Origin of the sequence: Micromonospora sp. NPDC048839, from assembly GCF_040649915.1 — a bacterium.
GTDB lineage: Bacteria > Actinomycetota > Actinomycetes > Mycobacteriales > Micromonosporaceae > Micromonospora.
The window spans coordinates 344,094-369,756 of the sequence record NZ_JBEZGL010000004.1 but is presented as its reverse complement, the minus strand read 5'-3'; the positions used below and the strand labels follow the sequence as shown (position 1 = coordinate 369,756).

The 25,663-nt window shown below is 70.5% G+C and carries 26 protein-coding genes; 9 read left to right on the top strand and 17 right to left on the bottom strand.

Annotation, left to right across the window (positions count from 1 at the left end):
* Positions 1 to 46: 46 nt before the first annotated feature.
* Positions 47 to 2,323 (bottom strand): catalase/peroxidase HPI, encoded by a 2,277-nt coding sequence (katG, locus tag AB0C25_RS10385; RefSeq protein WP_357371642.1) that lies wholly within the window; start codon positions 2,321 to 2,323, stop codon positions 47 to 49.
* Positions 2,320 to 2,775, bottom strand: a complete 456-nt coding sequence (locus tag AB0C25_RS10380; RefSeq protein WP_357371640.1) for a Fur family transcriptional regulator — start codon at positions 2,773 to 2,775, stop codon at positions 2,320 to 2,322. Before AB0C25_RS10380 ends, katG begins: the two co-directional genes overlap by 4 nt.
* A 197-nt stretch (positions 2,776 to 2,972) precedes the next feature.
* On the opposite strand from AB0C25_RS10380, the gene AB0C25_RS10375 reads away from it, so the two are divergent.
* The 3 genes from AB0C25_RS10375 to AB0C25_RS10365 all read left to right on the top strand — a co-directional run bounded on the left by AB0C25_RS10375 (position 2,973) and on the right by AB0C25_RS10365 (position 5,970).
* Positions 2,973 to 3,380: a YciI family protein gene (locus tag AB0C25_RS10375; RefSeq protein ID WP_357371993.1), complete on the top strand. Its 408-nt coding sequence runs from the start codon at positions 2,973 to 2,975 to the stop codon at positions 3,378 to 3,380.
* Positions 3,377 to 4,519 carry a sigma-70 family RNA polymerase sigma factor gene (locus tag AB0C25_RS10370; protein WP_357371638.1) on the top strand — a complete coding sequence of 381 codons (1,143 nt, stop codon included), beginning with the start codon at positions 3,377 to 3,379 and terminating at the stop codon, positions 4,517 to 4,519. The genes AB0C25_RS10375 and AB0C25_RS10370 overlap by 4 nt, the downstream gene beginning before the upstream one ends.
* A gap of 428 nt (positions 4,520 to 4,947) precedes the next feature.
* Entirely contained in the window at positions 4,948 to 5,970 is a 1,023-nt protein-coding gene (locus tag AB0C25_RS10365; protein WP_357371636.1) for a glycoside hydrolase family 11 protein, read from the top strand.
* 111 nt (positions 5,971 to 6,081) lie between these two features.
* Here AB0C25_RS10365 and AB0C25_RS10360 read toward each other — a convergent pair whose 3' ends face one another.
* The 8 genes from AB0C25_RS10360 to AB0C25_RS10325 all read right to left on the bottom strand — a co-directional run bounded on the left by AB0C25_RS10360 (position 6,082) and on the right by AB0C25_RS10325 (position 14,984).
* On the bottom strand, positions 6,082 to 7,572 hold the full coding sequence (locus AB0C25_RS10360) for a protein kinase (RefSeq protein WP_357371633.1): 1,491 nt from the start codon (positions 7,570 to 7,572) through the stop codon (positions 6,082 to 6,084).
* A gap of 99 nt (positions 7,573 to 7,671) precedes the next feature.
* Positions 7,672 to 8,565: an SGNH/GDSL hydrolase family protein gene (locus tag AB0C25_RS10355; protein ID WP_357371631.1), complete on the bottom strand. Its 894-nt coding sequence runs from the start codon at positions 8,563 to 8,565 to the stop codon at positions 7,672 to 7,674.
* A gap of 122 nt (positions 8,566 to 8,687) precedes the next feature.
* Positions 8,688 to 9,362 carry a hypothetical protein gene (locus AB0C25_RS10350; RefSeq protein WP_357371629.1) on the bottom strand — a complete coding sequence of 225 codons (675 nt, stop codon included), beginning with the start codon at positions 9,360 to 9,362 and terminating at the stop codon, positions 8,688 to 8,690.
* Positions 9,363 to 9,406: 44 nt separating this feature from the next.
* Positions 9,407 to 10,021, bottom strand: a complete 615-nt coding sequence (locus AB0C25_RS10345) for a dihydrofolate reductase family protein (protein WP_357371627.1) — start codon at positions 10,019 to 10,021, stop codon at positions 9,407 to 9,409.
* Between the two features lie 165 nt (positions 10,022 to 10,186).
* Positions 10,187 to 11,632 (bottom strand): non-reducing end alpha-L-arabinofuranosidase family hydrolase, encoded by a 1,446-nt coding sequence (locus AB0C25_RS10340; RefSeq protein WP_357371625.1) that lies wholly within the window; start codon positions 11,630 to 11,632, stop codon positions 10,187 to 10,189.
* Positions 11,633 to 11,795: 163 nt separating this feature from the next.
* Positions 11,796 to 13,535 carry a multicopper oxidase family protein gene (locus AB0C25_RS10335; RefSeq protein ID WP_357371623.1) on the bottom strand — a complete coding sequence of 580 codons (1,740 nt, stop codon included), beginning with the start codon at positions 13,533 to 13,535 and terminating at the stop codon, positions 11,796 to 11,798.
* On the bottom strand, positions 13,532 to 13,984 hold the full coding sequence (locus tag AB0C25_RS10330) for a DUF6220 domain-containing protein (RefSeq protein WP_357371621.1): 453 nt from the start codon (positions 13,982 to 13,984) through the stop codon (positions 13,532 to 13,534). The genes AB0C25_RS10335 and AB0C25_RS10330 overlap by 4 nt, the downstream gene beginning before the upstream one ends.
* Positions 13,977 to 14,984 (bottom strand): carboxymuconolactone decarboxylase family protein, encoded by a 1,008-nt coding sequence (locus tag AB0C25_RS10325; RefSeq protein ID WP_357371618.1) that lies wholly within the window; start codon positions 14,982 to 14,984, stop codon positions 13,977 to 13,979. Before AB0C25_RS10325 ends, AB0C25_RS10330 begins: the two co-directional genes overlap by 8 nt.
* A gap of 143 nt (positions 14,985 to 15,127) precedes the next feature.
* On the opposite strand from AB0C25_RS10325, the gene AB0C25_RS10320 reads away from it, so the two are divergent.
* The 3 genes from AB0C25_RS10320 to AB0C25_RS10310 all read left to right on the top strand — a co-directional run bounded on the left by AB0C25_RS10320 (position 15,128) and on the right by AB0C25_RS10310 (position 17,713).
* Complete coding sequence (locus AB0C25_RS10320; protein ID WP_357371616.1) at positions 15,128 to 16,243, top strand: sensor histidine kinase; 1,116 nt, start codon at positions 15,128 to 15,130, stop codon at positions 16,241 to 16,243.
* Positions 16,240 to 16,902, top strand: a complete 663-nt coding sequence (locus AB0C25_RS10315; protein ID WP_357371614.1) for a response regulator transcription factor — start codon at positions 16,240 to 16,242, stop codon at positions 16,900 to 16,902. Before AB0C25_RS10320 ends, AB0C25_RS10315 begins: the two co-directional genes overlap by 4 nt.
* A 97-nt stretch (positions 16,903 to 16,999) precedes the next feature.
* Positions 17,000 to 17,713, top strand: a complete 714-nt coding sequence (locus AB0C25_RS10310) for a hypothetical protein (protein WP_357371612.1) — start codon at positions 17,000 to 17,002, stop codon at positions 17,711 to 17,713.
* Between the two features lie 30 nt (positions 17,714 to 17,743).
* On the opposite strand, the gene AB0C25_RS10305 is transcribed toward AB0C25_RS10310, so the two are convergent.
* Genes AB0C25_RS10305 through AB0C25_RS10295 form a run of 3 tightly spaced genes read right to left on the bottom strand, consistent with a single transcriptional unit; the run spans position 17,744 to position 18,407 of the window.
* Entirely contained in the window at positions 17,744 to 18,019 is a 276-nt protein-coding gene (locus AB0C25_RS10305; RefSeq protein WP_357371610.1) for a hypothetical protein, read from the bottom strand.
* On the bottom strand, positions 18,007 to 18,225 hold the full coding sequence (locus AB0C25_RS10300; protein ID WP_357371608.1) for a hypothetical protein: 219 nt from the start codon (positions 18,223 to 18,225) through the stop codon (positions 18,007 to 18,009). Before AB0C25_RS10300 ends, AB0C25_RS10305 begins: the two co-directional genes overlap by 13 nt.
* On the bottom strand, positions 18,222 to 18,407 hold the full coding sequence (locus tag AB0C25_RS10295) for a hypothetical protein (RefSeq protein ID WP_357371606.1): 186 nt from the start codon (positions 18,405 to 18,407) through the stop codon (positions 18,222 to 18,224). Before AB0C25_RS10295 ends, AB0C25_RS10300 begins: the two co-directional genes overlap by 4 nt.
* A gap of 227 nt (positions 18,408 to 18,634) precedes the next feature.
* On the opposite strand from AB0C25_RS10295, the gene AB0C25_RS10290 reads away from it, so the two are divergent.
* The 3 genes from AB0C25_RS10290 to AB0C25_RS10280 all read left to right on the top strand — a co-directional run bounded on the left by AB0C25_RS10290 (position 18,635) and on the right by AB0C25_RS10280 (position 21,424).
* Positions 18,635 to 19,489, top strand: coding sequence for a helix-turn-helix transcriptional regulator (locus tag AB0C25_RS10290; RefSeq protein ID WP_357371604.1), 855 nt, complete (start codon positions 18,635 to 18,637; stop codon positions 19,487 to 19,489).
* Positions 19,486 to 19,671, top strand: a complete 186-nt coding sequence (locus AB0C25_RS10285) for a DUF397 domain-containing protein (protein ID WP_357371602.1) — start codon at positions 19,486 to 19,488, stop codon at positions 19,669 to 19,671. The genes AB0C25_RS10290 and AB0C25_RS10285 overlap by 4 nt, the downstream gene beginning before the upstream one ends.
* A gap of 169 nt (positions 19,672 to 19,840) precedes the next feature.
* A complete protein-coding gene (locus AB0C25_RS10280) occupies positions 19,841 to 21,424 on the top strand; it encodes a gluconokinase (RefSeq protein ID WP_357371600.1) in 1,584 nt (527 codons plus the stop codon).
* A gap of 19 nt (positions 21,425 to 21,443) precedes the next feature.
* Here AB0C25_RS10280 and AB0C25_RS10275 read toward each other — a convergent pair whose 3' ends face one another.
* The 4 genes from AB0C25_RS10275 to AB0C25_RS10260 are packed head-to-tail and all read right to left on the bottom strand — an operon-like array spanning position 21,444 to position 25,559.
* Positions 21,444 to 22,334: an ABC transporter permease gene (locus AB0C25_RS10275; protein WP_357371598.1), complete on the bottom strand. Its 891-nt coding sequence runs from the start codon at positions 22,332 to 22,334 to the stop codon at positions 21,444 to 21,446.
* Positions 22,334 to 23,233: an ABC transporter permease gene (locus tag AB0C25_RS10270; protein WP_357371596.1), complete on the bottom strand. Its 900-nt coding sequence runs from the start codon at positions 23,231 to 23,233 to the stop codon at positions 22,334 to 22,336. The genes AB0C25_RS10275 and AB0C25_RS10270 overlap by 1 nt, the downstream gene beginning before the upstream one ends.
* Positions 23,230 to 24,342 carry an ABC transporter ATP-binding protein gene (locus tag AB0C25_RS10265; RefSeq protein ID WP_357371594.1) on the bottom strand — a complete coding sequence of 371 codons (1,113 nt, stop codon included), beginning with the start codon at positions 24,340 to 24,342 and terminating at the stop codon, positions 23,230 to 23,232. The genes AB0C25_RS10270 and AB0C25_RS10265 overlap by 4 nt, the downstream gene beginning before the upstream one ends.
* Positions 24,339 to 25,559: an extracellular solute-binding protein gene (locus AB0C25_RS10260; RefSeq protein WP_357371592.1), complete on the bottom strand. Its 1,221-nt coding sequence runs from the start codon at positions 25,557 to 25,559 to the stop codon at positions 24,339 to 24,341. Before AB0C25_RS10260 ends, AB0C25_RS10265 begins: the two co-directional genes overlap by 4 nt.
* Positions 25,560 to 25,663: the final 104 nt, after the last annotated feature.

Below are 25,663 nucleotides of genomic sequence, written 5' to 3'. Positions count from 1 at the left end.
CGACGAGCCCCGGCCGATCGACCGGGGCTCGTCGTGCACAACAGGATCAGTTGAGGTCGAACCGGTCCAGCTCCATGACCTTCGTCCAGGCCTTGACGAAGTCGGCCACGAACTTGTCGCGCGCGTCCTGGCTGGCGTAGACCTCCGCGAGGGCCCGCAACTGGGAGTTGGAGCCGAAGATGAGGTCGACCGCGCTGGCGGTCCACTTCACCTCGTCGGTGGCCAGGTCGCGGATCTCGTACACGTGCTCGTCGGACTTCGACGCGCTCCACCGGGTGCCCGGGGAGAGCAGGTTGGCGAAGAAGTCGTTGGTGAGCACACCGGGCCGGTCGGTGAGGACACCGAGCTGGCTGCCACCGGTGTTGGCACCGAGCGACCGCAGACCGCCGACGAGGACCGTCATCTCCGGCGCGGTCAGGTTGAGCATGTAGGCACGGTCGACGAGGAGCACCTCCGGCTGGGTCTTCTCGCCCGACCGCAGGTAGTTGCGGAAGCCGTCGGCCCGGGGCTCGAGGACCCGGAACGACTCCGTGTCGGTCTGCTCCTGGGTGGCGTCGGTGCGGCCCGGCCGGAACGGCACGGTCACCTCGACCCCGGCGTCGCGCGCCGCCTTCTCGACGGCTGCCGAACCGGCCAGCACGATCAGGTCGGCGAGCGAGATCTTCGCGGCGCCGGCGGCGTTGAAGTCCCGCTGGATGCCCTCCAGGGTGGTCAGGACGGTCGCGAGCTGCTCCGGCTGGTTGACCTCCCAGCTGCGCTGCGGCTCGAGACGGATCCGCGCGCCGTTGGCGCCACCGCGCTTGTCGGTGTGGCGGAAGCTCGCGGCGGACGCCCAGGCGGTGGAGACCAGCTGAGCGGTCGTCAGACCGGAGTCCAGGACCTTCGCCTTGAGCGCGGCGAGGTCGGCGTCACCCACGAGCTCGTGGTCGACGGCCGGCACCGGGTCCTGCCAGAGCTGCGGCTCGGCCACCCACGGCCCGAGGAAACGCTCGATCGGACCCATGTCGCGGTGCAACAGCTTGTACCACGCCTTGGCGAAGGCCAGCGCGAACTGGTCGGGGTTCTCCAGGAAGCGACGCGAGATCTTCTCGTACGCCGGGTCGACGCGCAGCGACAGGTCGGTCGTGAGCATCGTCGGCCGGTGCTTCTTCGCCGGGTCGAACGGGTCCGGGATGATCGCCTCGGCGTCCTTGGCGACCCACTGCTTCGCGCCACCCGGGCTGGTGGTGAGCTCCCACTCGTAGCCGAACAGGATCTCGAAGAAGCGGTTGCTCCACTGCGTGGGCACGTCGGTCCACGTCACCTCGAGACCGCTGGTGATCGTGTCGGCGCCCTTGCCGCTGCCGTGGGTGCTCAGCCAGCCCAGGCCCTGCGACTCCAGCGGGGCACCCTCGGGCTCCGGGCCGACGTGGTTGTCCGCGACGGCGGCACCGTGGGTCTTGCCGAAGGTGTGACCACCGGCGATGAGAGCGACGGTCTCCTCGTCGTTCATGGCCATCCGGCCGAAGGTCTCGCGGATGAAGTGCGCCGCCGCGGCCGGGTCCGCGTTACCGCGCGGGCCCTCCGGGTTGACGTAGATCAGACCCATCTCGGTCGAGCCGACGCCGGCCGCCATCTCCTTCTCGGAGGCGTAGCGCTCGTCGCCCAGCCAGGTGTCCTCCGGACCCCAGAAGATCTCCTCGGGCTCCCAGACGTCCTCCCGACCGAAGCCGAAGCCGAAGGTCTTGAAGCCCATCGACTCCAGGGCCACGTTGCCGGCGAGCACGAGCAGGTCGGCCCAGGAGATCTGCTGGCCGTACTTCTGCTTGACCGGCCACAGCAGCCGCCGGGCCTTGTCCAGGTTGGCGTTGTCCGGCCAGCTGTTCAGCGGCGCGAAACGCTGCCCACCGTCGCCAGCGCCACCGCGGCCGTCCTCGATGCGGTACGTGCCGGCGGCGTGCCAGCTCATCCGGATCATCAGGCCGCCGTAGTGGCCGAAGTCAGCCGGCCACCACTCCTGCGAGGTGGTGAGGACCTCGGTGATGTCCCGCTTGAGGGCCTCGACGTCGAGCTTGGCGAACTCCTTGGCGTAGCTGAAGTTCTCGCCCAGCGGGTTGCCCTTGGACGAGTGGGCGTGCAACACCGAGAGGTCGAGCTGGTTGGGCCACCAGTCCCGGTTGGTGCGCGGACGACCGCCGGTCTTCGGAGTCGGCGAGTCGATCGCCGGGTTCTCGCTCTCGCTGCCGTGCGCGGTCACCGAGTCGTGCGCGACCGGGCAACCCGCGGCTGCCTTCTGGTCCACGCCCTGCGCACTGGTGGGGCCGTTGTCCTGCGTGTCGCTCATGTACTTCCTTCCGAGCTTGCGGATCTCTGGGGCGTGCTTTCGGTCGCGCAGTCGGGACAGATGCCCCAGTAGACGACCTCCGCCTCATCGATCACGAAACCGTGGTCGACCGAGGCGGTGAGACAGGGGGCGTGACCGACGGCGCACTCGACGTCGGCGATCGCGCCGCAGGAGCGGCACACGACATGGTGGTGGTTGTCCGCGACCCGGGACTCGTAGCGGGCGGTCGCGCCGGCCGGCTGGATGCGCCGCACCAGACCAGCGTCGGTGAGCACGCGCAGCACGTCGTACACCGCTTGGTGGGAGACCGTGGGATGATCCGCCCGAACCAGCGCGATCACCGCGTCCGTGCCGATGTGCGGGTGCTCGCGCAACGCCGCGAGCACCGCCAGACGGGGCCGGGTGACGCGCAGCGAGGCGGCCCGCAGTTGCGCCTCGAAGTCGACCATCACCCGGCGAACACTAGCTCACTATTCTGGAACCAATCAAGTTTCGGCCGGTTTCCGCGCCGCCGTGTCCGACCGATTTCCCCCGCGCTGCGCGGCGAGAGTAAAAATAGTCCGGGCGGCCATGTCGAGAACCGCGGACCGGCTCCGTCCCCGGGGTGCACGTGGCCACGAACGGCCGCACCCGCACCGAGGAGAACACGATGGCGAAGTACCTGCTGCTCAAGCACTACCGCGGCGGCCCGACCGCGGTCAACGACGTACCCATGGACCAGTGGACGCCGGAGGAGATCACGGCGCACGTGACGTACATGCAGGATTTCGCGGCACGGCTCGAGCAGACCGGCGAGTTCGTCGACGGCCAGGCGCTCGCCCCGGAGGGCGCCTGGGTTCGCTACGACGGCGAGGGTCGCCCGCCGGTCACCGACGGCCCCTTCGCCGAGACCAAGGACCTCATCGCCGGCTGGATGACGATCGACGTCGACAGCTACGAACGCGCCGTCGAGCTTGCCGGGGAGCTGTCCGCCGCCCCCGGCAAGGACGGCAGGCCGATCCACGAGTGGCTCGAACTGCGCCCGTTCCTGACCGAGCCGCCCACCATCACGGAGTGAACGAGGCACTGATCCGGAGCCTCACGCCGAGCGTGCTCGGGGTCCTCGTCCGCCGCGGAGCCGACTTCGCGGCGGCCGAGGACGCCGTCCAGGACGCGCTGGTCGAGGCGGTCCGCGTCTGGGCGGTCGACCCGCCACGGGACCCCAAGGGCTGGTTGGTCACCGTCGCCTGGCGCCGGTTCCTCGACGCGACCCGGGCGGACGCGGCCCGCCGTCGGCGTGAGGACCTCGTCGACGAGGAGCCCCCACCCGGCCCCACCCCGGTGGTGGACGACACGCTCCAGCTCTACTTCCTGTGCGCCCACCCGTCGCTGACCCCGGCGTCCGCGGTCGCGCTCACGCTGCGCGCCGTGGGCGGGCTGACCACCCGCCAGATCGCCCAGGCCTACCTGGTGCCGGAGGCGACCATGGCACAGCGCATCAGCCGGGCCAAACGCACCGTCTCCGGGGTGCGCTTCGACCAGCCCGGCGATGTCGCCACCGTGCTGCGCGTCCTCTACCTGGTCTTCAACGAGGGCTACTCCGGCGACGTCGACCTCGCCGCCGAGGCGATCCGGCTCACCCGGCAGCTCGCGGCGGCCATCGAGCACCCCGAGGTGGCGGGGCTGCTCGCCCTCATGCTGCTGCACCACGCCCGGCGCGCCGCCCGCAAAGGGCCCGACGGCAACCTGGTGCCGCTGGCCGAGCAGGACCGCGGTCGATGGAACACCGCGTCGATCGCCGAGGGCGTTGAGATCCTCCAGGCGGCCCTCGCCCGCGACCGACTGGGCGAGTTCCAGGCCCAGGCCGCCATCGCGGCCCTGCACGCCGACGCGCCCACGGCCGAGGAGACCGACTGGGTGCAGATCGTCGAGTGGTACGACGAACTCGCGCGGCTGACCGACAGCCCGATCGTCCGGCTCAATCGCGCGGTCGCCATCGGCGAGGCCGACGGCCCGCGCGCCGGTCTCGCGGAGCTCGCGGCGCTGGACGACACACTGCCCCGCTTCACGGCGGTCGCGGCGTACCTGCACGAGCGCGACGGCAGTGTGGCGACGGCCGCCCGGTTGTACGCCGAGGCGGCCCGGAAGGCGTCCAACCTGCCCGAGCGCGACCACCTGACCCGCCAGGCCGCGCGGCTCAACGCCCTCCGGGGCTGACTGGCCGCCCGGCCGGCTCGCACCCGTCGACCGCCGGGCTGATTGGGGGTCCGGAAAGTCTCCGGAAGTTTCCGGACACCGCTTTCGGACAGCCTCTTCGGTCAGTGCCACTTAGCCACGGGAACCAGGGCTTCTGATCGATTACTGACCTGGCTAGACATCGGCCCGCAGCAGACCTTCGGTCACCGCGAGGTTGCGGCTGTGTTTCCGAAAATTGTTGACAAGTCGACGGCCTGCTTAATACGGTCGCCATCGACGGGGCTCAATCGCCGTCAGCACAGTCACCGCGACCCACTCCTCCGGTCGTCGCGCAGGACGACCGGCACCACCACGCGGTACGACGCGGAGGGCCGTCCCAGGCCACCGACACCCCGCGGGCCGTATCGCACTGCTGGCCCCCGCCAGCCGTCACCAGGAGGCACAGTTACATGACCGACACCAGTCACACCACACCGAGAAGGCGCGGCCGCATGCGGCTGCTTCTCGGCGCCGCATGCTCCGTCGTCCTGGCCGTCACCGGCACGATGACGGCCACCAACGCGTACGCCGAGGCCGACCGGACCCTCACCTCGAGCCTCACCGGCACCCACAACGGGTACTACTTCTCGTTCTGGAAGGACAGCGGCAACGCCAGCATGACGCTGCGCGCCGACGGCCGATACTCCAGCAGTTGGGACCGGAGCACCAACAACTGGGTCGGCGGCAAGGGTTGGGCCACCGGCAACCGACGGACGGTCAGCTACTCGGGCACCTACAACCCGGGCAACAACAACACCTACCTCGCCCTGTACGGATGGACGCGCAACCCCCTGATCGAGTACTACGTGGTGGAGAACTTCGGCACCTACAACCCGAGCAGCGGCGCCACCCGGATGGGCACGGTCACCACTGACGGCGGCACGTACGACATCCTGCGCAGCCAGCGGGTCAACGCCCCGTCGATCGACGGCAACCAGACGTTCTACCAGTTCTGGAGCGTCCGCCAGCAGAAGCGTTCGAGTGGCACCATCACCACCGCCAACCACTTCGACGCCTGGGCGCGCGCCGGCCTGAACCTCGGCACCAACCACAGCTACCAGGTCATGGCCACCGAGGGCTACCAGAGCAGCGGCAGCTCCGACATCACCGTCCGGGAGGGCGGGGGCAGCAACCCGACCTCGGGACCCACCACCGGCAACCCGGGGACCGGCAACTGCAACGCGACGATCTCCGCCGGTCAGCAGTGGGGTGACCGGTTCAACCTCAACGTCGCGGTCAGCGGCACCAACAACTGGGCCGTCAGCCTCGGTCTGGGCGGCGGCCAGAGCATCCAGAACAGCTGGAACGCCTCGGTCAGCGGCACCAGCGGCACCGTCACCGCGACACCGAACGGCAACGGCAACAACTTCGGGATAACGGTCATGGCCAACGGCAACTGGAACTGGCCGACGGTCACCTGCCGTACCAGTTGATCCTGATCAGCGTCTGACAGCACACCACTGGCGTGGCGGCTCCGGCCGCCACGCCAGTGCGCGTCCGCGTACCGCGTGGGCCGGGGCGGCGGGAGTCGTGGCCGTCGTCGGTCAGCCCCGCGGCGCCGTGGTGCCGCCGGCCGCCGACTCCCCCACCGTCGGTCCCTCGGACGGGTCCTCCCCGGACGGGTCCTCCGTCGGCCCCTGCGTCGACTCTTCCGCCGGCTCGCCGGTCGAATCCTCCGTCGGCCCGCCCGTCGACTCCTTCGTCGGTGCCGCCGTCGGTCCGTCCGTCGGATCCGCCGTCGGTGCCGCGTCGGCGCTCTCGGACGCGGCGGGGCCGGAGGCATCCACCCCGCTGTCGGATGGCGCGGACTGCCCTGCCGGCCCCTCGCCGGCGGGACGGGAGGCCGTCGGGGTCGGGGATCCGGAGGCGCGAACCGGCACGCCGCCGGAACTGTGCGTGGCCGGTTGGCCACCGCCGCCACCGGGGCCATGGTCTCCCTGCGGCGCCACCGAGGGCGGCACCCCGGGAGGCGTCGAGGAAGGCGTCGAGGGTCGCCCGGTCGGTCCGGACATCATCCCGGTGGGATCGGCGAGCACCAGTACGGCAGCCCCGGCGGCCAACGCGCCGAGCAGCACCGCGAGTGCCCGAGGTCCAGGGCCGGTCGCCCGACTCGGCGCGGCACCGACACCGGGCCGCTGCGCGGCCAGGTGCGCCACACCCGCCTGGATCGCGGTCACCTCGGTGGCGGCCCGGAGCACCTCCTCGGACGGACCCGCGAAGGGCTGCGCCGCGATGGCCAGGTCCGCCGCCGACGGGAACCGGCGGGAGGGCTCCTTGGCCATCGCGGTGGCGACCAACCGCCGGACCGCCGCCGGGATGCCATCGGGCAGCGGCGCGGGTTCCTCCTCCAGGTGCCGCAGTGCCACCGCGACGGCGTTCTCACCCTGGTGCGGGGGCCTGCCGGCGAGGCAGTGGTAGGCGACCGCCCCCAGCGCGTAGATGTCGATCGCCGGCGTCGTCTCGTTCTTCGAGACCTGTTCCGGTGCCATGTACAGGGCGGTGCCGACGACCTGGTTCGTACCGGTCAGGCTCGCCGCCTCCGAGGTCACGGCAACCCCGAAATCAACGAGTACGACGTGCCCGTCCGGCTCGATGATCAGGTTGTTGGGTTTGACGTCCCGATGGACGACCCCGGCGTCGTGGGCGGCCTGGAGGGCACGGGCGGTCTGCGCGACGATCGACATCGTCTCCGCCACGTCCAGCCGGCCGACCTCGGCGATCCGCTCCGACAGGGGTTGCCCCTGCACACACTCCATCACGATGTAGGCGAGGACCGGCTCGCCGGACCGGGACACCTCGCCGTAGTCGTAGACCTGGGCGACACCGGGGTGACGCAGCGCCGCCATCGCGCGCGCCTCGCGGCGGAACCGCTCGCCGAAGCCGGCGTCGCTGACCAACCGGGCCTGCAGCATCTTGACCGCCACACAGCGGTCCAGGGTTTCGTCGACGGCCCGCCAGACGTCCCCCATACCGCCGCTGGCGATGCTTTCGACCAGGCGGTAACGGTCTCCGACGAGTTGCCCCATATCCGGCATGGGACCTCCGGTACCCCGGATCCGCCGATCCCAAGCACCCGTCGCCGACGCCGGCCCCGTCGCGGCGCGACGGGGCCGGGTCGACCGGTTTCGAGCCGCTCAGCTGTTCAGCCTGCTGAGCAGGGCGGTTGCCATGCCCTGCTCACCCCGGGCGTTGGGGTGGAAGGGGGCGGCCGAGTTCTGCGGCACCAGCCCCTCGATCCACCGGGTGCCGCTGCTCTTGCACGCGTCGCGCCCGATGGACGGGGCGTAGACGTCGGCGTAGGTGGCGCCGTTGGCGGTCGCCGTGCTCGCCAGCATCGCGTTCAGAGACTTCTCGACGCCGCGCAGATACGGCACGTCCTGGTAGGCGATCGGGACGACCGGCCAGCAGCCGTAACCACTGTCCGGCAGAATCGCCGGGTACCCGAGGACCACGACCCGCGCGTTCGGCGCGGCCTGCCGGACCGCCTGCACCACGGCCGTCACCTTCGGCGTGGCGGCGGCGATCCGCGCCTGCAACTGGTCGACACCTCCGGCGGTGTAGCGGTTCTTGCACGGTGACCCGAGGGGGCTGCTGAGGCTCGCCTCCGCGCATTCGCCGATGATGCCGGAGAAGCCGATGTCGTTGCCGCCGATCTGCACGGTCACCAGGGCCGTGCTGGAGGTGACCGCGCTGAGCTGCGGTGGCAGCGTGCCGCCCAACGCGCCGCTGCCCCCGTAGAGGATGTCGTCGGTGGTGGCGCCGGAGCAGCTCACGTCGGCGAACGACGACGAGCCCGCGGCGGCGGCCACCAGCGACGGGTAGTTGCGGTTGGAGCGCAGACAGTTCAGGTCGACCTGGGTGGGGATGAGCGGACCTGAGGTGTACGAGTCGCCAAGCGCGACGTACCGGCCGGCGGGGACGGCGGCGCTGGCGGGTGTGGCGACGGTGAGCAGCACGCCGGCGGCGGCCAGGGTGAGTGCGGCCAATCGGGTGGCTGCCCGCAGGCGGGGCAGGCGGGGACGGGTCATGACGCCTCCCAGAGGGATCACGGGGGTGGTGGTGCCGAGATCCTGTCGCCGCCGACGACAAACGTCAATATTGATGAACCTCATTAATTGACGTTCCGAGGTGTGGGATGGCGTGGTGGCGCTCAGGCCAGGGGCGCGTACCACTGGGCGCCGGTGACCCGGATCCGCCGGGAGGGGTCGCGATCCCACTCGACCCGCAGGCCGTGCCTGCGCAGCACCGGGAACACGATGGTGTCCAGCAGGTGATCCAGGTCGGCCCGGTAGCTGGCCTGCTGGTCGGCCTCCGACAGCTCGGCGAAGGCCGCCTCGTCGAAGCCGACAGTCGGGTAGGCGTCGTAGCCGAGGTAGACCTCCCCGTCCTCGCTGGCGACCAACCACCCGGTGTCCTGCTGGTGGTAGAAGAGATAGCCGTGCCAGTGCCGGGACTCGTCACACTCGTCATCGATCTCGGCGCTCGCGCAGCTGCCACAACAGCCGAAGTCCTCCCGGGCCACCACACCCAACTCGTTGAGCTCGGCGAAGGCGCGGGTGAGATTGCCGCGCACCTCACCCCACCCCCGCTGCTGCTCCCGCCGAGCAGCCAACGCCTTCGTGTACGCCGCGGCGAGCTCCTCGTCGGTGGCGCCGCACCGCTCGTCCTCGTCGTCGAAGACGTGAACGAACTCGTCGGCGTCGGTCACCCCGCGAACGATCCAGGCCCAGAGGGCGTCCTCGATCGCGGTGCGCCCCGGCTCGGGGATCCGATCGGTCAGGAACCGGGCGCCCTCGGGGCGGTCGTTGTACGTCCATCCAGTCACGACGACGATGCTCACACGGGCCTACGACGTTCCCGCGACGGTGGCTACTGCCCGGCCGGCACCTGGTCCCTGACGTCGTCGTAGCCGACCTTCCCCGGTGCCGCAGCCGGCGCGTAGATCACGCGCAGCACGCCCGTCGGAAACGCCTCGGTCTCCACCACCCGCAGGTGGTACGCCGTGTCACCCTCGTCGAACAGCTTGCGGCCCTTGCGCGCCGCCACGGGGTGCACCAGCAGGCGCAACTCGTCGACGAGCCCCGCGGCCAGTAGCTGCTGCACGACGGAGATGGACCCGGGGACGAGGATGCCGCGTACCCCGTCATCGGCCTTGAGCGACGTGACGGCACCGACGAGATCACCGGCGATCAACTCGGAGTTGCGCCAGGAGAATTCCAGTGGTTGGCGCGACACGACGACCTTACGCACGTCCCCGAGTTGCTTGGCGAACGGTGCGTCCTCCCCGCCCGCGGCCTCACGCTCGGGCCAGGCGCCGGCGAAGCTGTCGTAGGTCTCACGGCCGATCAGCAGCACGTCGGCGGTGTCGTAGTCCTCGGTGACGGCGCGGCCCATGTTCTCGTCGAAGTACGGGAAGTGCCAGTCGGGGTCGATCTCGGCCACACCGTCGGCCGAGATGAACAGTGTGGAGATGACAGTTGCCATCGCGGGAATCCCTTCAGCTCGGGTGTTGTCGCAGGTAGACCGGCGCATCATCCCAAACTCCCCCGCCCACGGCCGCAGCGAGGAGGACCTCGGCGTTTCGCACCCGGAAGGCCGCGGGCGGGCTCGGCGTGTCGCCGAGCCCGCCCGTTTTCGTGGCCAGCAGTGTCAGCGCTGGAGGGTCAGCAGACCCGGCCGGTACGGCAGGAGGCCGTAGTCGACGCCGTCGGAGCTGGGCGAACGACCCTGGTACAGCAGCTGCAGGTTGCACGCGTCGACCGTCATCGTCTGGTCGGCGTTGGTACGCAGCAGCTCACCGTGGCTGATGTCGTTGGTCCAGGTGGCACCACTGTTGACCTTGGCGGCGAACGGGTTGCTCTGGGACGCGGCCTGCGGCGTCCACGTACCGTTGAGGCTGGTGCTCGTGAACGAGCGGAAGTAGCGGCCCGTCGAACCGATCGCCTCGACGATCATGAGGTACTTGTTCAGACCCTGCAGCTTGTAGACCTGCGGCGCCTCGAACAGATTGTTCGTCGTGTCACTCATGATCGTCGTGTAGCTGCTGCCGAAGCTGCCCGGGAAGTTCCCGATCGGCATGCTGGCCCGGTAGATCTTGCCGTTGTCGCCGGCGAAGAACAGGTACATGTTCGTGTCGTCGGCGATCAGCGCCTGGTCGATCGGCCCGGTACCGGAACCGGTGATGCTCCCGGTGAACAGCGTCTGCGGCGCCGACCAGCCGTTCGGGTTGGTCGGGTTGGTCGAGGTCCGGTACGAGAACGCCGGCCCACCCCACTGGTAGGCGAGCACCCAGATGCTCTTCGGCGCGAAGTAGAACAACGACGGCGCGACAGTCCCCGAGTTCATCCCGGTCTGCGTGGCCGAGGCCATCTGCGAGTAGTTCGAGAACAGGCTGAAGTTCATCGAACCCCAGGAGCTGCCAAAGTTGTGCGTGGTCGCGTAGACGAGCTGCTGGCCGTTGTAGGGCGCGACGGTGAAGTCCTTGAGCGACACCCAACCCGACTTCGGAGTCGCCAACACGCCGCTCGACGACCAGCGGTAGGTCGAAGGGAGGTCGCAGGGGGTCGGCGGCGGCGTCGTCGGGGGCGGCGTCGTGGGCGGTGGAGTGGTCGGCGGCGGGCTCGTCGGCGGCGGGCTGGTCGGGGGTGGGCTCGTCGGGGGCGGGCTCGTCGGCGTCGTGCCATCACCGCACGTCACGCCGTTCAGCGCGAAGCTCGTCGGCGCGGGGTTGCTGCCCGTCCACGATCCGTTGAACCCGAACGACACCGTGGCGTTGGTGCCGACCGAGCCGTTGTAGCTCGCGTTCCTCGCGGTGACCGCGGCGCCGCTCTGCGTCAGCGACGTGTTCCACGCCTGCGTGACCGTCTGCCCGGCCGCGTACGACCACGTCAACGTCCAGCTGGTCACCGGATCACCCAGGTTGGTGATCGACACGTTGGCGCCGAACCCGCCCTGCCACTGCGACGAGACGGCGTAGTTCACCGAACAGCCCGCCGCAGCGGCACCGGCCGGCAGTGCCGCGACAACCGACGTCGACACGAGTAGGGCAACGCCGGCCGACGCCAGACCGACATTGGTGTATCTGGATCTGGTCATGGAGCACCCTCCTGAGGGGACGGCGGCCCGAACATTGGCGGTGGTCGCTGGCTCGGTGGCGTTTGTGAGCGTTAACAGGCCGCGACAGGTATGTTACGGGAGCGCTCCCATACCCTCAACCTCGAACTCACAGATTTCGATCTCCGCCCCGGCGGCCGGCGGCTCACGAGTACATCAGGTGCATCGTCATGCCGGCGTCGGCGTGCGCCAGATTGTGGCAGTGGTTGGCCCACACCCCCGGGTTGTCCGCCCGGAACGCCACCTCCCACACCTCCCCCGGTCGGACGTCGAAGGAGTCCAGCCACAACGGACTTCCGGCCGCCGGCCTCCTGTCGCGGGACAGCACCAGGACGTGGTGGCCGTGCAGATGCCACGGGTGCACGATCGCCGACCGGTTGACGATCGTGAACCGGACGACGTCGCCGAGGCGCACGACCTGCGGCGGGATGTCCGGGTCGGCCGCGCCGTTGACGGTGTGCGCGTAGCGGGGAAGCAGGTCGTGCAGGTCGAGGCCACGATCGAGGACGAGGGTGAACGTCCGGTCGAACCGGGACCACGGCACCGCGGCGGCGGCGCCGTAGCCGAGCGGATCCAGCACCGGCCAGTCGCCCGTCGCCGCCGACACCGGCCCGGTCGAGTAGACCGCCCGTCCGTCGACGAACAACGCCGCAGGCGTCTCCGGCGCGTCGAACACCAGGTCGTAGCGGCCGCCGGCGGGGATCAGCACCGCGGTGTCCACGAGCGACGTGGGACCCCGCAGGTCGGAGCCGTCGATCGCGGCGACCCGGAACGCCGTCCCGGCCAGGGCGTAGCGGTGCGTCGTGCTGTCGGTGTTGATCAGCCGCAGCCGTACGGGAGTGCCGGCCGCGACCGGCTCCACCCTCGCGTCGGGCAGCGGCCGGCCCGCCAGCGTGTGCACCGGGATCGTGGCGTCGAGGCCGACCATCGGCCCCGGGTGGACCACCAGGACTCCGTAGAGGCCCATCCGCACGCCGACGTCGGAGACCGCATGCGTGTGGTACCAGTACGTCCCGGCCTGGTCGGCGCGGAACCGGTAGACGAACTCCTGGCCGGGCCGCACTGCGGCCTGCGTCACGCCCGGCACCCCGTCCTGACTGTTCGGCACGTCGTATCCGTGCCAGTGCAGCGTGACACCGCGCCCGATGTCCCGGTTGCGCAGCGTCACCTCCACCACGTCGCCGACGGTGGCGGTCAGCTCCGGCCCGGGTACCTGCGCGTTGAACGCCCACGCCGCGACGTCCCGGCCACTCACGCTCACCGTGGCGGTCCCGGCCGTCAGGGTGAACCGCCGGGTCGGTTCGTCGGTGGTCCGCTCGTCCCGATAGGCATGATCATGGGGTACGACGGGCGTGGCGTTCGGGACGACGGTCAGGCCGGTTCCGGTCACCACCGCACCGACCGCCACCACGAGGGCCACCCGGGACAGCACCCGGGGCGGGCGCACACCCAGAGCGCGCCAGGACACGGCCGTCGCCGTGACGACCCCGGCGACCGTGAGCAGTCCCGCGCCCACCGACGCCGGATAACCGTGCAGGACCGTCACGAACAGGGCGCCGCTCGTGGCGTACCCGGCGAAGAGGAGTGGAACCGCGACGGACCGGATGTCGCCCGCGACCGATCGCCACCGCGGCCCGGCCGCGGCCACCGCCGCGAGTGACAGGGGGGCGGCGACGAGGACCTTCTCCGCCACGAACCACCAGCCGGCACGGGCGAGCGCGGTGATGGTGATCGCGCGGGCAAGCGTGGCGAGCAGCGCGACGGCCGCCAGCGCCAGCGCGAGCGGACGACGCCGGACGGCCGCCGCCGCGCCGCCGCCCAGCCAACCGGCGGCCACGAGGACCGCGAGCACGAGATCGACCGCGAGCAGCGAGCCGGTGGTCATGCCGGCTCTCCGCTGCGGACGACGTCGCCGGTGGAGTCGGCCGGCTCGGGGTCGGACAGCTTCCGTGCCCCCCGCAGGACGGCGACCACGACGTGTACCGCGATGATCCCGTTGAGGGCGTGCAGCCCACCGATGATCGGGCCGAGCGGGGTGCTGACGCCCGCGGCGTCGGTGGCCGCGTTGGCGAGCATGGCGAGGAGCGCCTGCACGACGACCAGACCGATCGGCAGGAGCGCCAGCCCGATGAGCCGGCCCGGTGCCCTGGCCAGCGCCGCGCACAGCGCGGTGAGCAGGCTGAGGGCCGGGATGACCGCCATGCCGTTGATGCTGTGCAGGGCGTACGCGTCGTCGCCCCAAGGTCTGGTGAACCCGCCCACGGCGGCGAAGAGGAACTGCAGGACGAAGGAGACGAGCAACAGGGCGCTGCTGATGACGAATGCCTTACGCATGGTGGTCTCCCAGGGGGTGCGCCGAGGTCAGTGCCTGGGCGATGTGCTCGGTGGCGGTGATCGCTCCGAACGCGACGAGCCGCACGAGGTCGGCGTCGGCGGGATGGGAGAGCCGCCAGAGAGCGACGTCACCGACGCTTATCGCGCTGGGCGCGAACGCCGCCAGCAGGGCGATCCGCGTGCCGACGCGGTCGGCGCCCGGCACGTCCCGGACCAGGTCGACGGCCCAGTCCGCGGGCCGGGCCGGGAACCGCCCGTCCTCCCACCGCACGGTGGCCGTGACGGTCTGGCGCGCCACCTCGCCCAACAGGTCCCCGCCGCGCCCGGCGGCGTCCGTCAGGGCCGCGTACGCGACGCCGACCGGGCTGTCCCCCGCCCAACCGGGTGACGCCGTCGTGCCGGCGTCCAGGAACGCGAGGCCTCGGCCGGGTTCCTTCGGTTCCCGGGCCGTCCTGGCGGCGAGCCAGCCGCCGACCGACCGCACCACCGGGGAGCGTTGCAGTCCGCCGGGGAGCAGGTCGGGATCGAGCAACGCGGACACGATCCGGTTGATGAAGTGGAACGCGAGCAGGGTGCCGGTGACCTCCGGGCGGTACGGGCTGGTCCAGCCGGTGGCCCTGGGGCTGCGGCTCGCCTGCGCCCAACCGACGAGCTCGGCATGCCGTGCCCCGGTCGGTGTCCCGTCCCGGACGACGACCTCGGCGAGCTTCGGCTCGCCCAGCGCGTGCAGCAGCATCGCGTGGGCGTCGACACAGAACTGGCAGCGGTTGGCCCGGGACACCGCCGCCGCGACGAGTTCGCGCTCGACCCGGGACGCGTCCCCGGCGAGCAGGGCCTCGCGCATCAGTGCCCAGGTCGCGGCCAGCACCTCCGGCACGGCGGCGAGCACCTGGAAGGTGGGCAGTGGCCCGAGGAAGTCGTCCGACATCTGCCGGTAGACCTCAGCGGTCCGGCCGGTCGCGGCCGACGCCTTCACTGGGGTGGTGAAGCGGTATGTCATGGGCTCGATGCTCGTCTCGGCGAGCCGGGAAAACGTCGTGCCGTCGCAGGCACTTGGCCGTCCAGCGCTACCGCGTCCGCGGTACGTCCGGCTACCGCGGTCGGTGGATGCCGCACGGTGACGGAGCGTTCTACAGTTCGACGATGCGTCGCGATCTGCCGTACGCCCTCAGTGGCCTCGCCCTCGGCGCCCTCCTGCTCGGCAACGCGGCGCTCGCGCCGGACGCCGCGGCGGTTGGTGCTGTCGACGTCGTCCTGGTGCTGGCCATGACTGTCGCCCTGGCGGCGTGCCGACGGTATCCGGTGGTGGCGCTGGGCGTGGTCACCGTCGCCATGCTGGCCCTGCACGTCCGGGTGCACCCCGGGGTGTCCGCCGCGTTCCCGGTGCTCGCAGCGGTCTACGTCGCCGCCTGGCGGGGGCAGCGGGCGGCTGCTGCCGCCGCCAGTTTCGCCTTTCTCGGTGGGTTCCTGGCCCGGGACATCTCGACGGCGCAGACCGGCCAGCTCATCGTCGAGCGAACGCCCCTGCTGCTGGGCTGGTTCGTGGCGGCCAACATCGCGGGGCTGGTGGCGCGGCAGCGCCGGGCGTACCTGGAACAGGTCGAGCAGCGGGCGATCGAGGCCGAACGCACCCGCGAGGAGATGGCGCTGCGGCGCGCCGGGGAGGAACGCCTGCGCATCGCCCGCGACCTGCACGACTCCCTGACCCACAGCATCTCGGTGATCAAGGTGCAGGCCGGGATCGGCGTGCACCTCGCCCGTAAACACGGCGAGGAGCCGTCGGCCACTCTGTTGGCGATCCAGGAGGCCAGCGGCGCCGCGATGCGGGAGTTGCGCACCACTCTCGACGTCCTGCGTTCGCCCGCCGACCAGGACCGGCTGGGGCTGGCCCGGGTGGACGAGCTGGCCGAGCGGACCAGGGCGGTCGGCGTGCCGGTGCTGGTGGACGTCGCCGGTCAGCCCCGGGAGCTGCCCGACGAGGTCGACCAGGCCGGCTATCGGGTCATCCAGGAGGCTCTGACCAACGTGGCCCGCCACGCCGGCCCCGCCACCGCGCACGTCCACGTCGAGTACGCCCCGGCGCAGCTCACCATCTCGGTCGCCGACGACGGCCGGGCAGCACCGGCTCACCCGGTGACACCCGGTGTGGGCCTGCGCGGCATGCGGGAACGGGTGAGCGGGCTGGGCGGCACCCTGCGTGCCGCCGGCGACGACAACGGTTTCACGGTACGGGCCACGTTCCCGCTGGAACGCGCATGATCCGGGTCCTGCTCGTCGACGATCAGGCGCTGATGCGAGCCGGATTCCGCGCCCTGCTCGACGCGGAGGACGACCTGGAGGTCGTCGGCGAGGCCAGCGACGGCGCCGCCGCCGTGCACCTGTCGCGGCGCCTGCGCCCGGACGTGGTGCTCATGGACGTGCAGATGCCGGGGCTCGACGGCATCGAAGCCACCCGCCGCATCGCCGCCGACCCGGACCTCGCCACGGTCCACGTCCTCATCGTCACCAACTACGGGCTCGACTCCTACGTCTTCGCCGCCCTGCGCGCGGGTGCCAGCGGTTTCCTGCTCAAGGACGCCGACCCCACCGACCTGCTACAGGCCATTGCCGTCGTGGCTCGCGGCGACGCACTGCTCGCGCCGGCCGTCACGCGGACGCTGATCAGCGAGTTCGTGTCCGGCCCACCGCCGGCCGAACCGACGGCGGGGCGGGACGTGCTCACCGCGCGTGAGCAGGAGATCGTCGAGCTCGTGGCCGGCGGGCTGAGCAACGACGAGATCGCCCAGCGGATGGTGATCAGTCCGTTGACCGCCAAGACACATGTGAACCGGGCGATGGCTAAGCTGCACTGCCGTGATCGTGCCCAACTGGTCGTGTGGGCGTACGAGTCGGGCCTGATCACGCCACGTCGCCGGTGACCGCCAGCGCGCTCCGGGGCACCCGTCACCACACGGGGTGGGGCCGACGCACTAGCATTGCCGCCGTCCGACGACGGCTCTGCTGAAACGAGGCGACATGCGTTGGCTCCGGCGGTTGCTGGGCGGAAGGCGCGTCCAGCTCGATCCGGCACGACAGCAGGCGCTGCTCCGCGACGTGCAGCACCGGTACGGCGTCCACGCGCAGATCAGGTTCACCGAGCAGGTCGAGGTGCTCACCGCGACGCTGGACAGCGACGACGGCCTGGTGGTGGCGGCCCAGATCGTGGGTCAGGTCGCCGACGAGGCGCATGTGGACCTGCAGTCCCAGGCACAGGAGATCCACCGGCGGACGGGACGGCGGTTGCTGGTGCACCGCCGCAACTACCGGCCGCTGTGGAAGGAGGCCGGTCCCGCGCTGCGGTGGCCGCTGTTCGCACTGCCGTCCGGCTTCCACCCGTACGCGCAGGTGGCCGCCGCTGTCACGGTGGTCGGCAGCCGGGCGCCCCGGCTCGACCGGGTGACCGACCCGAACCCGTTGCTGACCCGCGTGTTCGAGGTGCTCGACCTCACCACCGCAGGCTGGGAGTACGGGCGGGTGCGGGTGGACACCGACGCCGCCGCCCTGGCCGATCGACTGATCTCCAGTGCCGGGCAGGTGCTCGCGGCCATGGACGACCCGCCGCGACTGCCGCCCGCCGTCCGTGAGTTGATGCGCCGCAACAACACCGTCGCCGTGCACGATCCGGCCGGCCCCCGGGCGGTCGGCGGGATCAACCTGGGCGCGAAGATGCGAGAGAACTTCCTGGTCTGATTGCCCCGTGGGGGAATTCGCCGATACGGCTTAGGCAGTCACGCGCGAACCGGACCGCCTCGGTTGCACACCCGCCGGGGCGGTTCGCCGTTGGACGACCAGCCCGGCCCGCAAGACGTACACCTCGCGCTTGGCCTTAGCCAGCCGCTTCGTGTCGAGCACGTACCCGGCGATCCAGATCCAGTCGTTGTACGGGTCGGTCTCGCCGATCGACACCAGACGCAGCATCAGCGCCCGGTCCCCCGAGAACTGCACCGAGCAGGCCGCCCCGATCAGCACGACGTCTCCCGGCTTCACGGCAGCCACCCGAGGAACCTGCGGTACACCGTGTCGGCGGGAGCCCAGGACATGTCCCGCATGGCTGCGGCGAGGTGCGATCCCAGATACCCGGCCAGCGCGACCGGCGACGTGGCGTACTCATCCAGCAACTCCCCTCGGCGCGTGGCGCACGGCCAGGGCCTGTCGCATCCCTCGCACAGCCAGAGCGGCAGGACCGGGCCGTGTGTGGTCATCGACCCTCACCCGGCCAGTGGCCCCGGTTGATCGGAATCTTGTGTCTGGCCCGGCACGGCAGCTCGTTGCCGCACTTGCAGACGTTGCGCCACTTGATCCACGACCACACCGGCCTGTGCCTGCGAGCCAGGGTCATCGCTACCGCCGCCAGGTATTCGCCGTAAGACACGTGCCGGCTCATCCGCCCTCCCTCATAGAGGTTCGCGGCAGCACGGCTACCCACAGCCACCCGACCACCACACCCAGCGCAATGGTTTACCGGTCGGCAGGGATATGCAATATTACATTTTGGATGAAACGTAAGAGTAGATTTCATCTTGACAGATTTCATTGCTATGCGTGACCGGCAGGAGTTACATATCGAGTGCAAGCTGCGCCCGGTATGTAGTCACGAGAAGGAGAGCGGCAGTGACGACAGACACCGGCTCTACTGTCCCGAGGCGACAGCTAGGGCGGTACCTGCGGCAGCTTCGCGAGGAGGCCCGCGTGACGGTCAAGGCAGCAGCCGACGCGCTGGAGTGGTCGACACCGAAGATCTGGCGCATCGAGACCGGCGCTACGTCGATGAGATCGCTCGACGTAGAAGCGATGTGCAAAATCTACAGAGCGTCACCAGAACTGACCGAGGCTTTGATGGGTCTCGCGAAGGAGACGAAGGGTCGAGGCTGGTGGCACTCCTACGGCGACGCCATCCCGGAGTGGTTCGAGCTGTACGTGGGGCTGGAAGCCGCAGCAGCTCGACTGCGGACGTACGAAGCGCAGCTTGTTCCCGGCCTGCTTCAGACCGAGACGTACGCTACCCGCGTCTTGCAGGTGGCCCGTCCAGACTTCACCCGGCCGGAGATCGAGCGACGGCTGGCGGTGCGTCTCGGTCGTCAGGCGCTGCTGACGCGCTCGGCACCACCCGCTCCGCAGTTCGACGTTCTGCTCGAGGAGGCTGTCTTGCGGCGAGGGGTGGACGTAGAGCAACTGCAACACCTGATCAAGGTCAGCAGGCAGCCGAACGTCTCGCTGCGAGTGATTCCGCTAGCCGGGGGTCTGCACCGGGGCAACATGACCAGCGGCACGTTCACGATCCTCGAATTCGAGGGGGGAGCCGAGCCGTCGATCATCTACTCCGACAGCCTCACCGGTGCGCTCTACCTCGACAAGCCCGCCGAGGTCGCAACGTATGGGGAGGCGTGGGAGATCATGGAGAACCCGGCGCTCACCGAAGCGCAGTCTCGCAAACTCATGGCATCGATCGCAGAGGAACTAACATGACCACGCTCAACTGGAAGACAAGCACCCGCAGCAACGAGGGAAACTGCGTCGAGGTTGCCACGCCAACCCCGACAGTCATGGTCCGGGACTCCAAGGACCGACAGGGACCGGTGCTGTCGTTCGGTGCGGGTCAGTGGGCCGGCTTCGTCCGGGGCATCAAGGGCGGCAAGTTCAACGTCTGACATCGGTGCCGGGTCGGGCGAAGCGCGGTCTTCTTCGTCTTCGGCGTTCGGCCGGTCATGCAGATGGCCTCAACGTCAATCGGCTCTAGCGTGCCGGTTCGTTCCACACGGCACGACAACTGTGCGCAACCGCTTGCCCACCCGTCGAACACCGCTCGACCATGTGCTCATGGGGCCGGAGCGTCGTGTCATCCTCGGGGTCGACGTGGGCACCACCGCCGTGCGGGCGGGCGCGTTCACGCTGGACGGCTCCGCCCGACACGTCCGAACACGGGCGTACCCGCTGCTCCAACCGGTGCCCGGCTGGCAGGTACAGGACCCCGACGTGCTGCTGGCGGCCACCCTGGCGGCGGTGTCCGCGTGTGTCGCCGACACCGCCGGGGCGGAGGTCGTCGCCCTCGCGGTCAGCTCTCCCAGGTACGGCGTGATCGGGCTGGACGCGACACTCAGCCCGGTGACGCCGCTGCTGACCGGGCGTGACACGCGCTCCGCGGAGGTGGCCCGCGACCTGCGGGTCTCCGGCCAGAGCCGGGAGCTGCACCGGGTCACCGGCACCCCCGTGCACCCGGGAAGCCCGCTCTGCAAGCTCATCTGGTTCGCCCGCCACGAGCCGTACCTCTGCGCCGCGACGCGGTGGTGGATCGGCCTGAAGGACTACCTGGTCCTCGGGCTGACCGGGACGTTGGTGACCGAGCTGTCGTCGGCGTCCGGCACCGGCATGTTCGACGTGCACCGGCGGGTGTGGAGCGCGGGCGTACTCGATCTCGTCGGGGTGTCCGGCAGTCAACTGCCCCCGGTCCTGCCCACGACGGGCGTGTTGCGGCTCTCCTCGGCGGCCGGGCAGGCGGTCGGCCTGCCGTCCGGCACACCTGTCGTCGTGGGCGCGGGCGACGGTCCGTCGAGCAGCCTGGGCATGGCGGCGATCGACAGCACCGTCGCCGGCCTGACGCTCGCGGCCACCGGGGCCCTGCGGACGGTCGTCGCGGCGCCGCTCGTCGACCCGGCGGAGACCTTCTCCTGCGCCGCGCTGACCGAGGACGCGTGGGTGGTCGGCAGGACGGTCATCAACGGCGGCAACGTCGTGCGGTGGGCCGGCAGCGCCGTCGACCCCGACCGCCGCGAGGCGTCCGATGACCAGCTCGCCGCACCCGAACTCCTGGCGCTCGCCGAACGGATCGCCCCGGGCAGCGACGGCCTCGTGATGCTGCCCTACCTGCTGGACGACCGGGCGTCGGCTGTCGGTTTCGGCCCGCCGGGCGCGTATCTGGGACTGCGGAGTGAGCACTCCCGAGGTCACCTGGTGCGCGCCGCGCTGGAGGGTGTGTGCCTGCACCTCGGCGGCGTCCGGGACCGCCTGGCCGAGCTGACGCCGGTCAGCAGCGTTCGCCTGGCCGGCGGCGCGTTCCGCTCTCCGCTGTGGCGTGCGGTGATGGCCGCGGTCCTGGACTGTCCGACCCAGGTGGCGGGCGAGGACGAGGACGCCGCCCTCGGCGCGGCCGCGCTCGGGCTCTACGCGATCGGCCTCGCCGCCGACCTCAAGGAGGCCGTCACCCTGCTCGATCCCGAGGGCGCCCGCACCGAGCCGGTCGCGGTCGACCCGACCCTCGCCACGACCTACCGCGGCCTGCGCGCGAAGCTGCCCGCACTCCGCACGGTCGCGGGCCGCGTGGGCGAGATCCTCGACGAGGTGGCGGCCGGTCCGGACGTCGGCTGGCGGGCCACCGGGGCGTACCGGGACGTGGTGGGCGGTTGACCGGGCCGGTCGCCGGCCGTCAGTGCTCGGGGTCCTCCTTGACCTGGGCCACGAGCTGGGTCGGGTTGACGTAGCGCAGTGCGACGACGAGCAGCACGAGCATCATCGAGGTGTAGATGACCGCCATGGCGTCGACCGACTGCTGCGCGCGGATCCCGGACGCGGACATCGAGTAGTAGAGCGCCACGACGAGGGTCTGCGAGTCGGGACCCGCGGTCAGGAAGGTCAGCTCGAACATGCCGACGGTCCGGACGAGGACGAGGATCGCGGAGGCGAGGATGCCCGGCACGAGCAGCGGCGTGAGGACCCGGAGGAACACCGTGCGCAGACCCGCGCCGCACATCCGCGCGGCGCTCTCGATGCGCGGGTCGATCTGCTCGATGAACGGGGTCATGGTCAGGATGACGAAGGGCACCGAGGGTACGAGGTTGGCGAGCACCACCCCGGACATGTTCCCGGCCAGCCCGAACTTGTAGAGGACCGTCGCCAGCGGGATGCCGTACGTGATCGGGGGCATGAGGATGGGCAGCAGGAACACGAGGAAGATCAGCCGTTTGCCGGGGAAGGACCGCCGCGCGAGGACGTAGGCCGCCGGGACGCCGATCAGCAGCGCGAGACCCACGACGAGTACGGAGACCTCAAGCGTCACGACGATGACCTGCAGGAGCGCGAACTCGTCCCAGGCCCGGCCGTACCAGCTCGTGGTGTAGCCGTCCGGGAGCCAGGTGTCGAACCAGCGCTTGCCGAACGAGCTGACCAGCACGGACGCCACGACGCCCAACAGGTTGACGAAGAAGAAGATGACGACGCCCCACACGATCCAGGCGGCCGGCCGGGCGGCGATGCGCCGACGCCGGTCGGTGCTGGTGGCGGGGGGTCGCGCCGGTGGCGCCTGGGTGATCGAAGCCATCAGCCCTTGCCTCCGGTGGCGCCGGTGTAGAAACGAGTGCGCGCGGCCAGCACCACCGCGATGACGACCAGCTCGACGAAGCCCATGATCATGGCGATCGCCGACGCGTACGGGTAGTCGTACTGCTCGTACGCCGCCTGGTAGGCGGCGAGGGAGATGACCCGCGTCTCACCGGCCGGGTTGCCGACCAGGACGGCCGACGGGAACACGCTGAACGCCAGGACGAACGTCAGGCAGAACGTGGTGGCCAGACCCGGCATCAGCAGTGGGAGGGTGATCCGGGTGAACCGGCGACGCCAGTCCGCCCCCAGGGTCGCGGCCGCCCGTTCCAGGGTCGGGTCGATCCCGGAGAGGTAGGAGAGCACCAGCAGGAACGCGAACGGGAAACCGGTGATCACCAGCGAGAAGAACACACCCCAGTAGTTGTGGGTCAGTCGTACCGGCTCGTCGACGAGGTGCGTGGCGAGCAGGATCCGGTTGAACCAGCCGGTCGGGCCGAGGAAGTTCAGCAGCCCCTGGGCGGTGAGGACGGTGCCGAGCGTGATCGGCACGACCAGCAGCGTGGTGACCAGCCGTTTGCCCCGGAACCGGCCGCGCATCCGGTAGGCGATCGGCACGGCGGCGAGGACGTTCAGGAGCGCGGCGGGCAGCGCGATCCGCAGTGTGATCCAGATCGTGCCCCGCTCGTAGGCGTCGGAGAAGAACCGGGCGTAGTCGCTGAACGGCCCGCCGTTCGTCGGCTGGAACGACAGCGTCAACCCGTAGAAGAACGGATAGAGGAACAGGGCGATGACGAAGACCAGCGCCGGGACCAGCAGGAGGAGCTGACGGTCGATGCCCCGTTCGGCGAGGCGGTGTTGCCAGTGCGCCGACGGTCGGCCCGACCCGGGCGCGCTCACCGTGTCGCCACCGACGCGTCCGCGAGGCGGTCGGTCTCCGCTGTCGCGCCGGCGGGATAGACCAGCAGCCGCTGCGGGTCGATGGCGAGCTTGACCTGGTCGCCGGGTGCGATTCGCTGCTCGGTACGCAGGTGCAGCGCCTGACCCGTGTCGGTGCGCGCCTCGGCCGCCAACTCGCGACCCTGGTACTCCACCACCTCGATGGTCGCCGACAGGGCGTTGGCGGTCCCCCCGGCCCCGTCGACGCGGATGTCCTCGGGGCGCACCGCGACCACCACCTCCGCACCGTCGGCCAGGTCGCCGACGGCCTCGCCGAGCAGGCGTTGACCGGACGACTCGACAGTGGCCCGGCTGCCGTCGCAGCGCACCACCCGGCCCCGCCACAGGTTGCGGTAGCCCATGAAGTCGGCGACGTGCCAGTTCGCCGGCCGGGTGTGCAACTCGCGCGGCGACCCGATCTGCTGCACCCGCCCCTCCCGCAGCACCACCAGCCGGTCCGCCAGGGAGAGCGCCTCCTCCTGGTCGTGCGTGACGTACACGGTGGTGAGCCCCAACGACTGGTGCAGCCGGCGGATCTCGGTCCGCATCTCCAGCCGCAGTTTGGCGTCGAGGTTGCTCAACGGCTCGTCCATCAACACCAGCGACGGCTCGAACACCACGGCGCGGGCGATGGCGACGCGTTGCTGCTGACCGCCGGACAGTTGACCGGGCAGCTTGTCGACGTGGTCCTCCAGTCGCACCAGCCGCACCGCCTCCGCCGTGCGCCGGCGTGTCTCCTCCTTCGGCAGCCGCCGCATGCGCAGCCCGAAGGCGATGTTCGCCCGCACCGTCAGGTGCGGGAAGAGGGCGTAGCTCTGGAACACCATGCCGAAGCCCCGGCGCTCCGGCGGCAGTGTGTCGATCCGCCGCTCGTCCTGCCAGATGCTCCCCCGGGTCAACGGCAGGAGCCCGGCCAGGCAGTTCAGGGCCGTCGACTTGCCACAGCCGGACGGGCCGAGCAGCGCGATGAACTCGCCCGTCTCGATGGTCAGGTCCAGCTCGGTGAGCGCGTCCTGACCGCCGAACCGACGGGACACCCCGTCCAACCGCAGCTGGGAGAAGGCACTCATCCCTGCTTGACCTTCCCGCCGCCGATCTCGCGGTCCCACCGGTTGAACGCCGCCACGAGGCTCTTCGCGTCGAGCGGCACCTCGGTCGGGTTGCCGGCGATCAGCGCCTCGTACTCGGGGCGGCCGAACTCCCGGATCGCGTCCTGACTCTTCTGCGGCGCCGAGGTGAGCCCGACGTCCTTCACCGCCGGACCCGGGTAGAAGTAACCCTCGTCGTACGCCTTGGCCTGTTGCTCGGGAGTGAGCATGAACGCCAGCAGGGCCAGCACCGCCGCCTGGGTGTCGGTCGAGACGCCCTTGGGCAGCACGGCGTAGTGCGCGTCGGTGACCCAGTGGAAGCCGTCGATCGTGGCGATCCTGGCCTCCTTCGGCACCGTGCCCAGCACCCGTGGGTTGATGTCCCAGCCGGTCGTGCTGACGATCAGGTGAGCCGTGCCGTTGGCGAGGTTCTTCATCGTCTCGGTGGTGCCGGACGGGTAGTAGTCGACGTACTGGCCCAGCTCCTTGAGGAAGGCCCAGGTCTTGTCCCACCCCGCGGTGGGATCCTTGGGGTTGGCGTCGCCCAGGATGTAGGGCAGCCCCATCAGGAACGTGCGGCCGGGGCCGGAGTTGGCCGGCCGGGCGTACTGGAACTTCTTGGGGTTGGCCCTGGCCCAGGCGAGCAGGGCCTCCGCGGTGGTCGGCGGTGTGGCCAGTCGGGCCGGCAGGTATTCCAGCAGCGGGCCGGACGGGTAGTAGGTGACGGTGACCCCGGCGTTGCCGGCGAGCTGTTGCATCGCGGCGGCCGGCGCCAGGTAGTTGCCCATGCCGCCGAGGCGGTCCTGGAACGTCGGCAGCAGGTCGAGCCAGAGGCCCTGTTCGATGCCCGCAGCCAGCCCGTCGACGCCGGTCAGCACGAGACCGATGTCCACCCGGTTCGCGCCCTGCTGAGCTTTGATCTTGCCGGACAGTTCCGGTGCGGGCGCCTTCGAATAGGTCACCCGGGAGATCACGTCGGGGTTCTTGGCGACGAAGTCGTCGATCATCCCCTGGGTCAGCTGCAGATTTCCGGCAACGTCGAGGACGTTGAGTGTCACCGCCCGACCGGGTCGCTGCGGCACCTCGCCCGTGGTGTCGCCGGTGGTCTTGCCGGGACCGTCCGGTGCTCCGCACCCGACCGCGCCCACGATGAGCGACGATGCCGTGACCGCAAGAGCGCCGCGCCGCGTCATACCCATGAGCTGTTCCCTCCGCCAGGTGTCATCCCCGCTGATTCAGGCAGCCGGCGTGGCGCGACGGCAATGGGTTGCCATGTATTGCCTCGCGCGAATGCGTTCGTGGC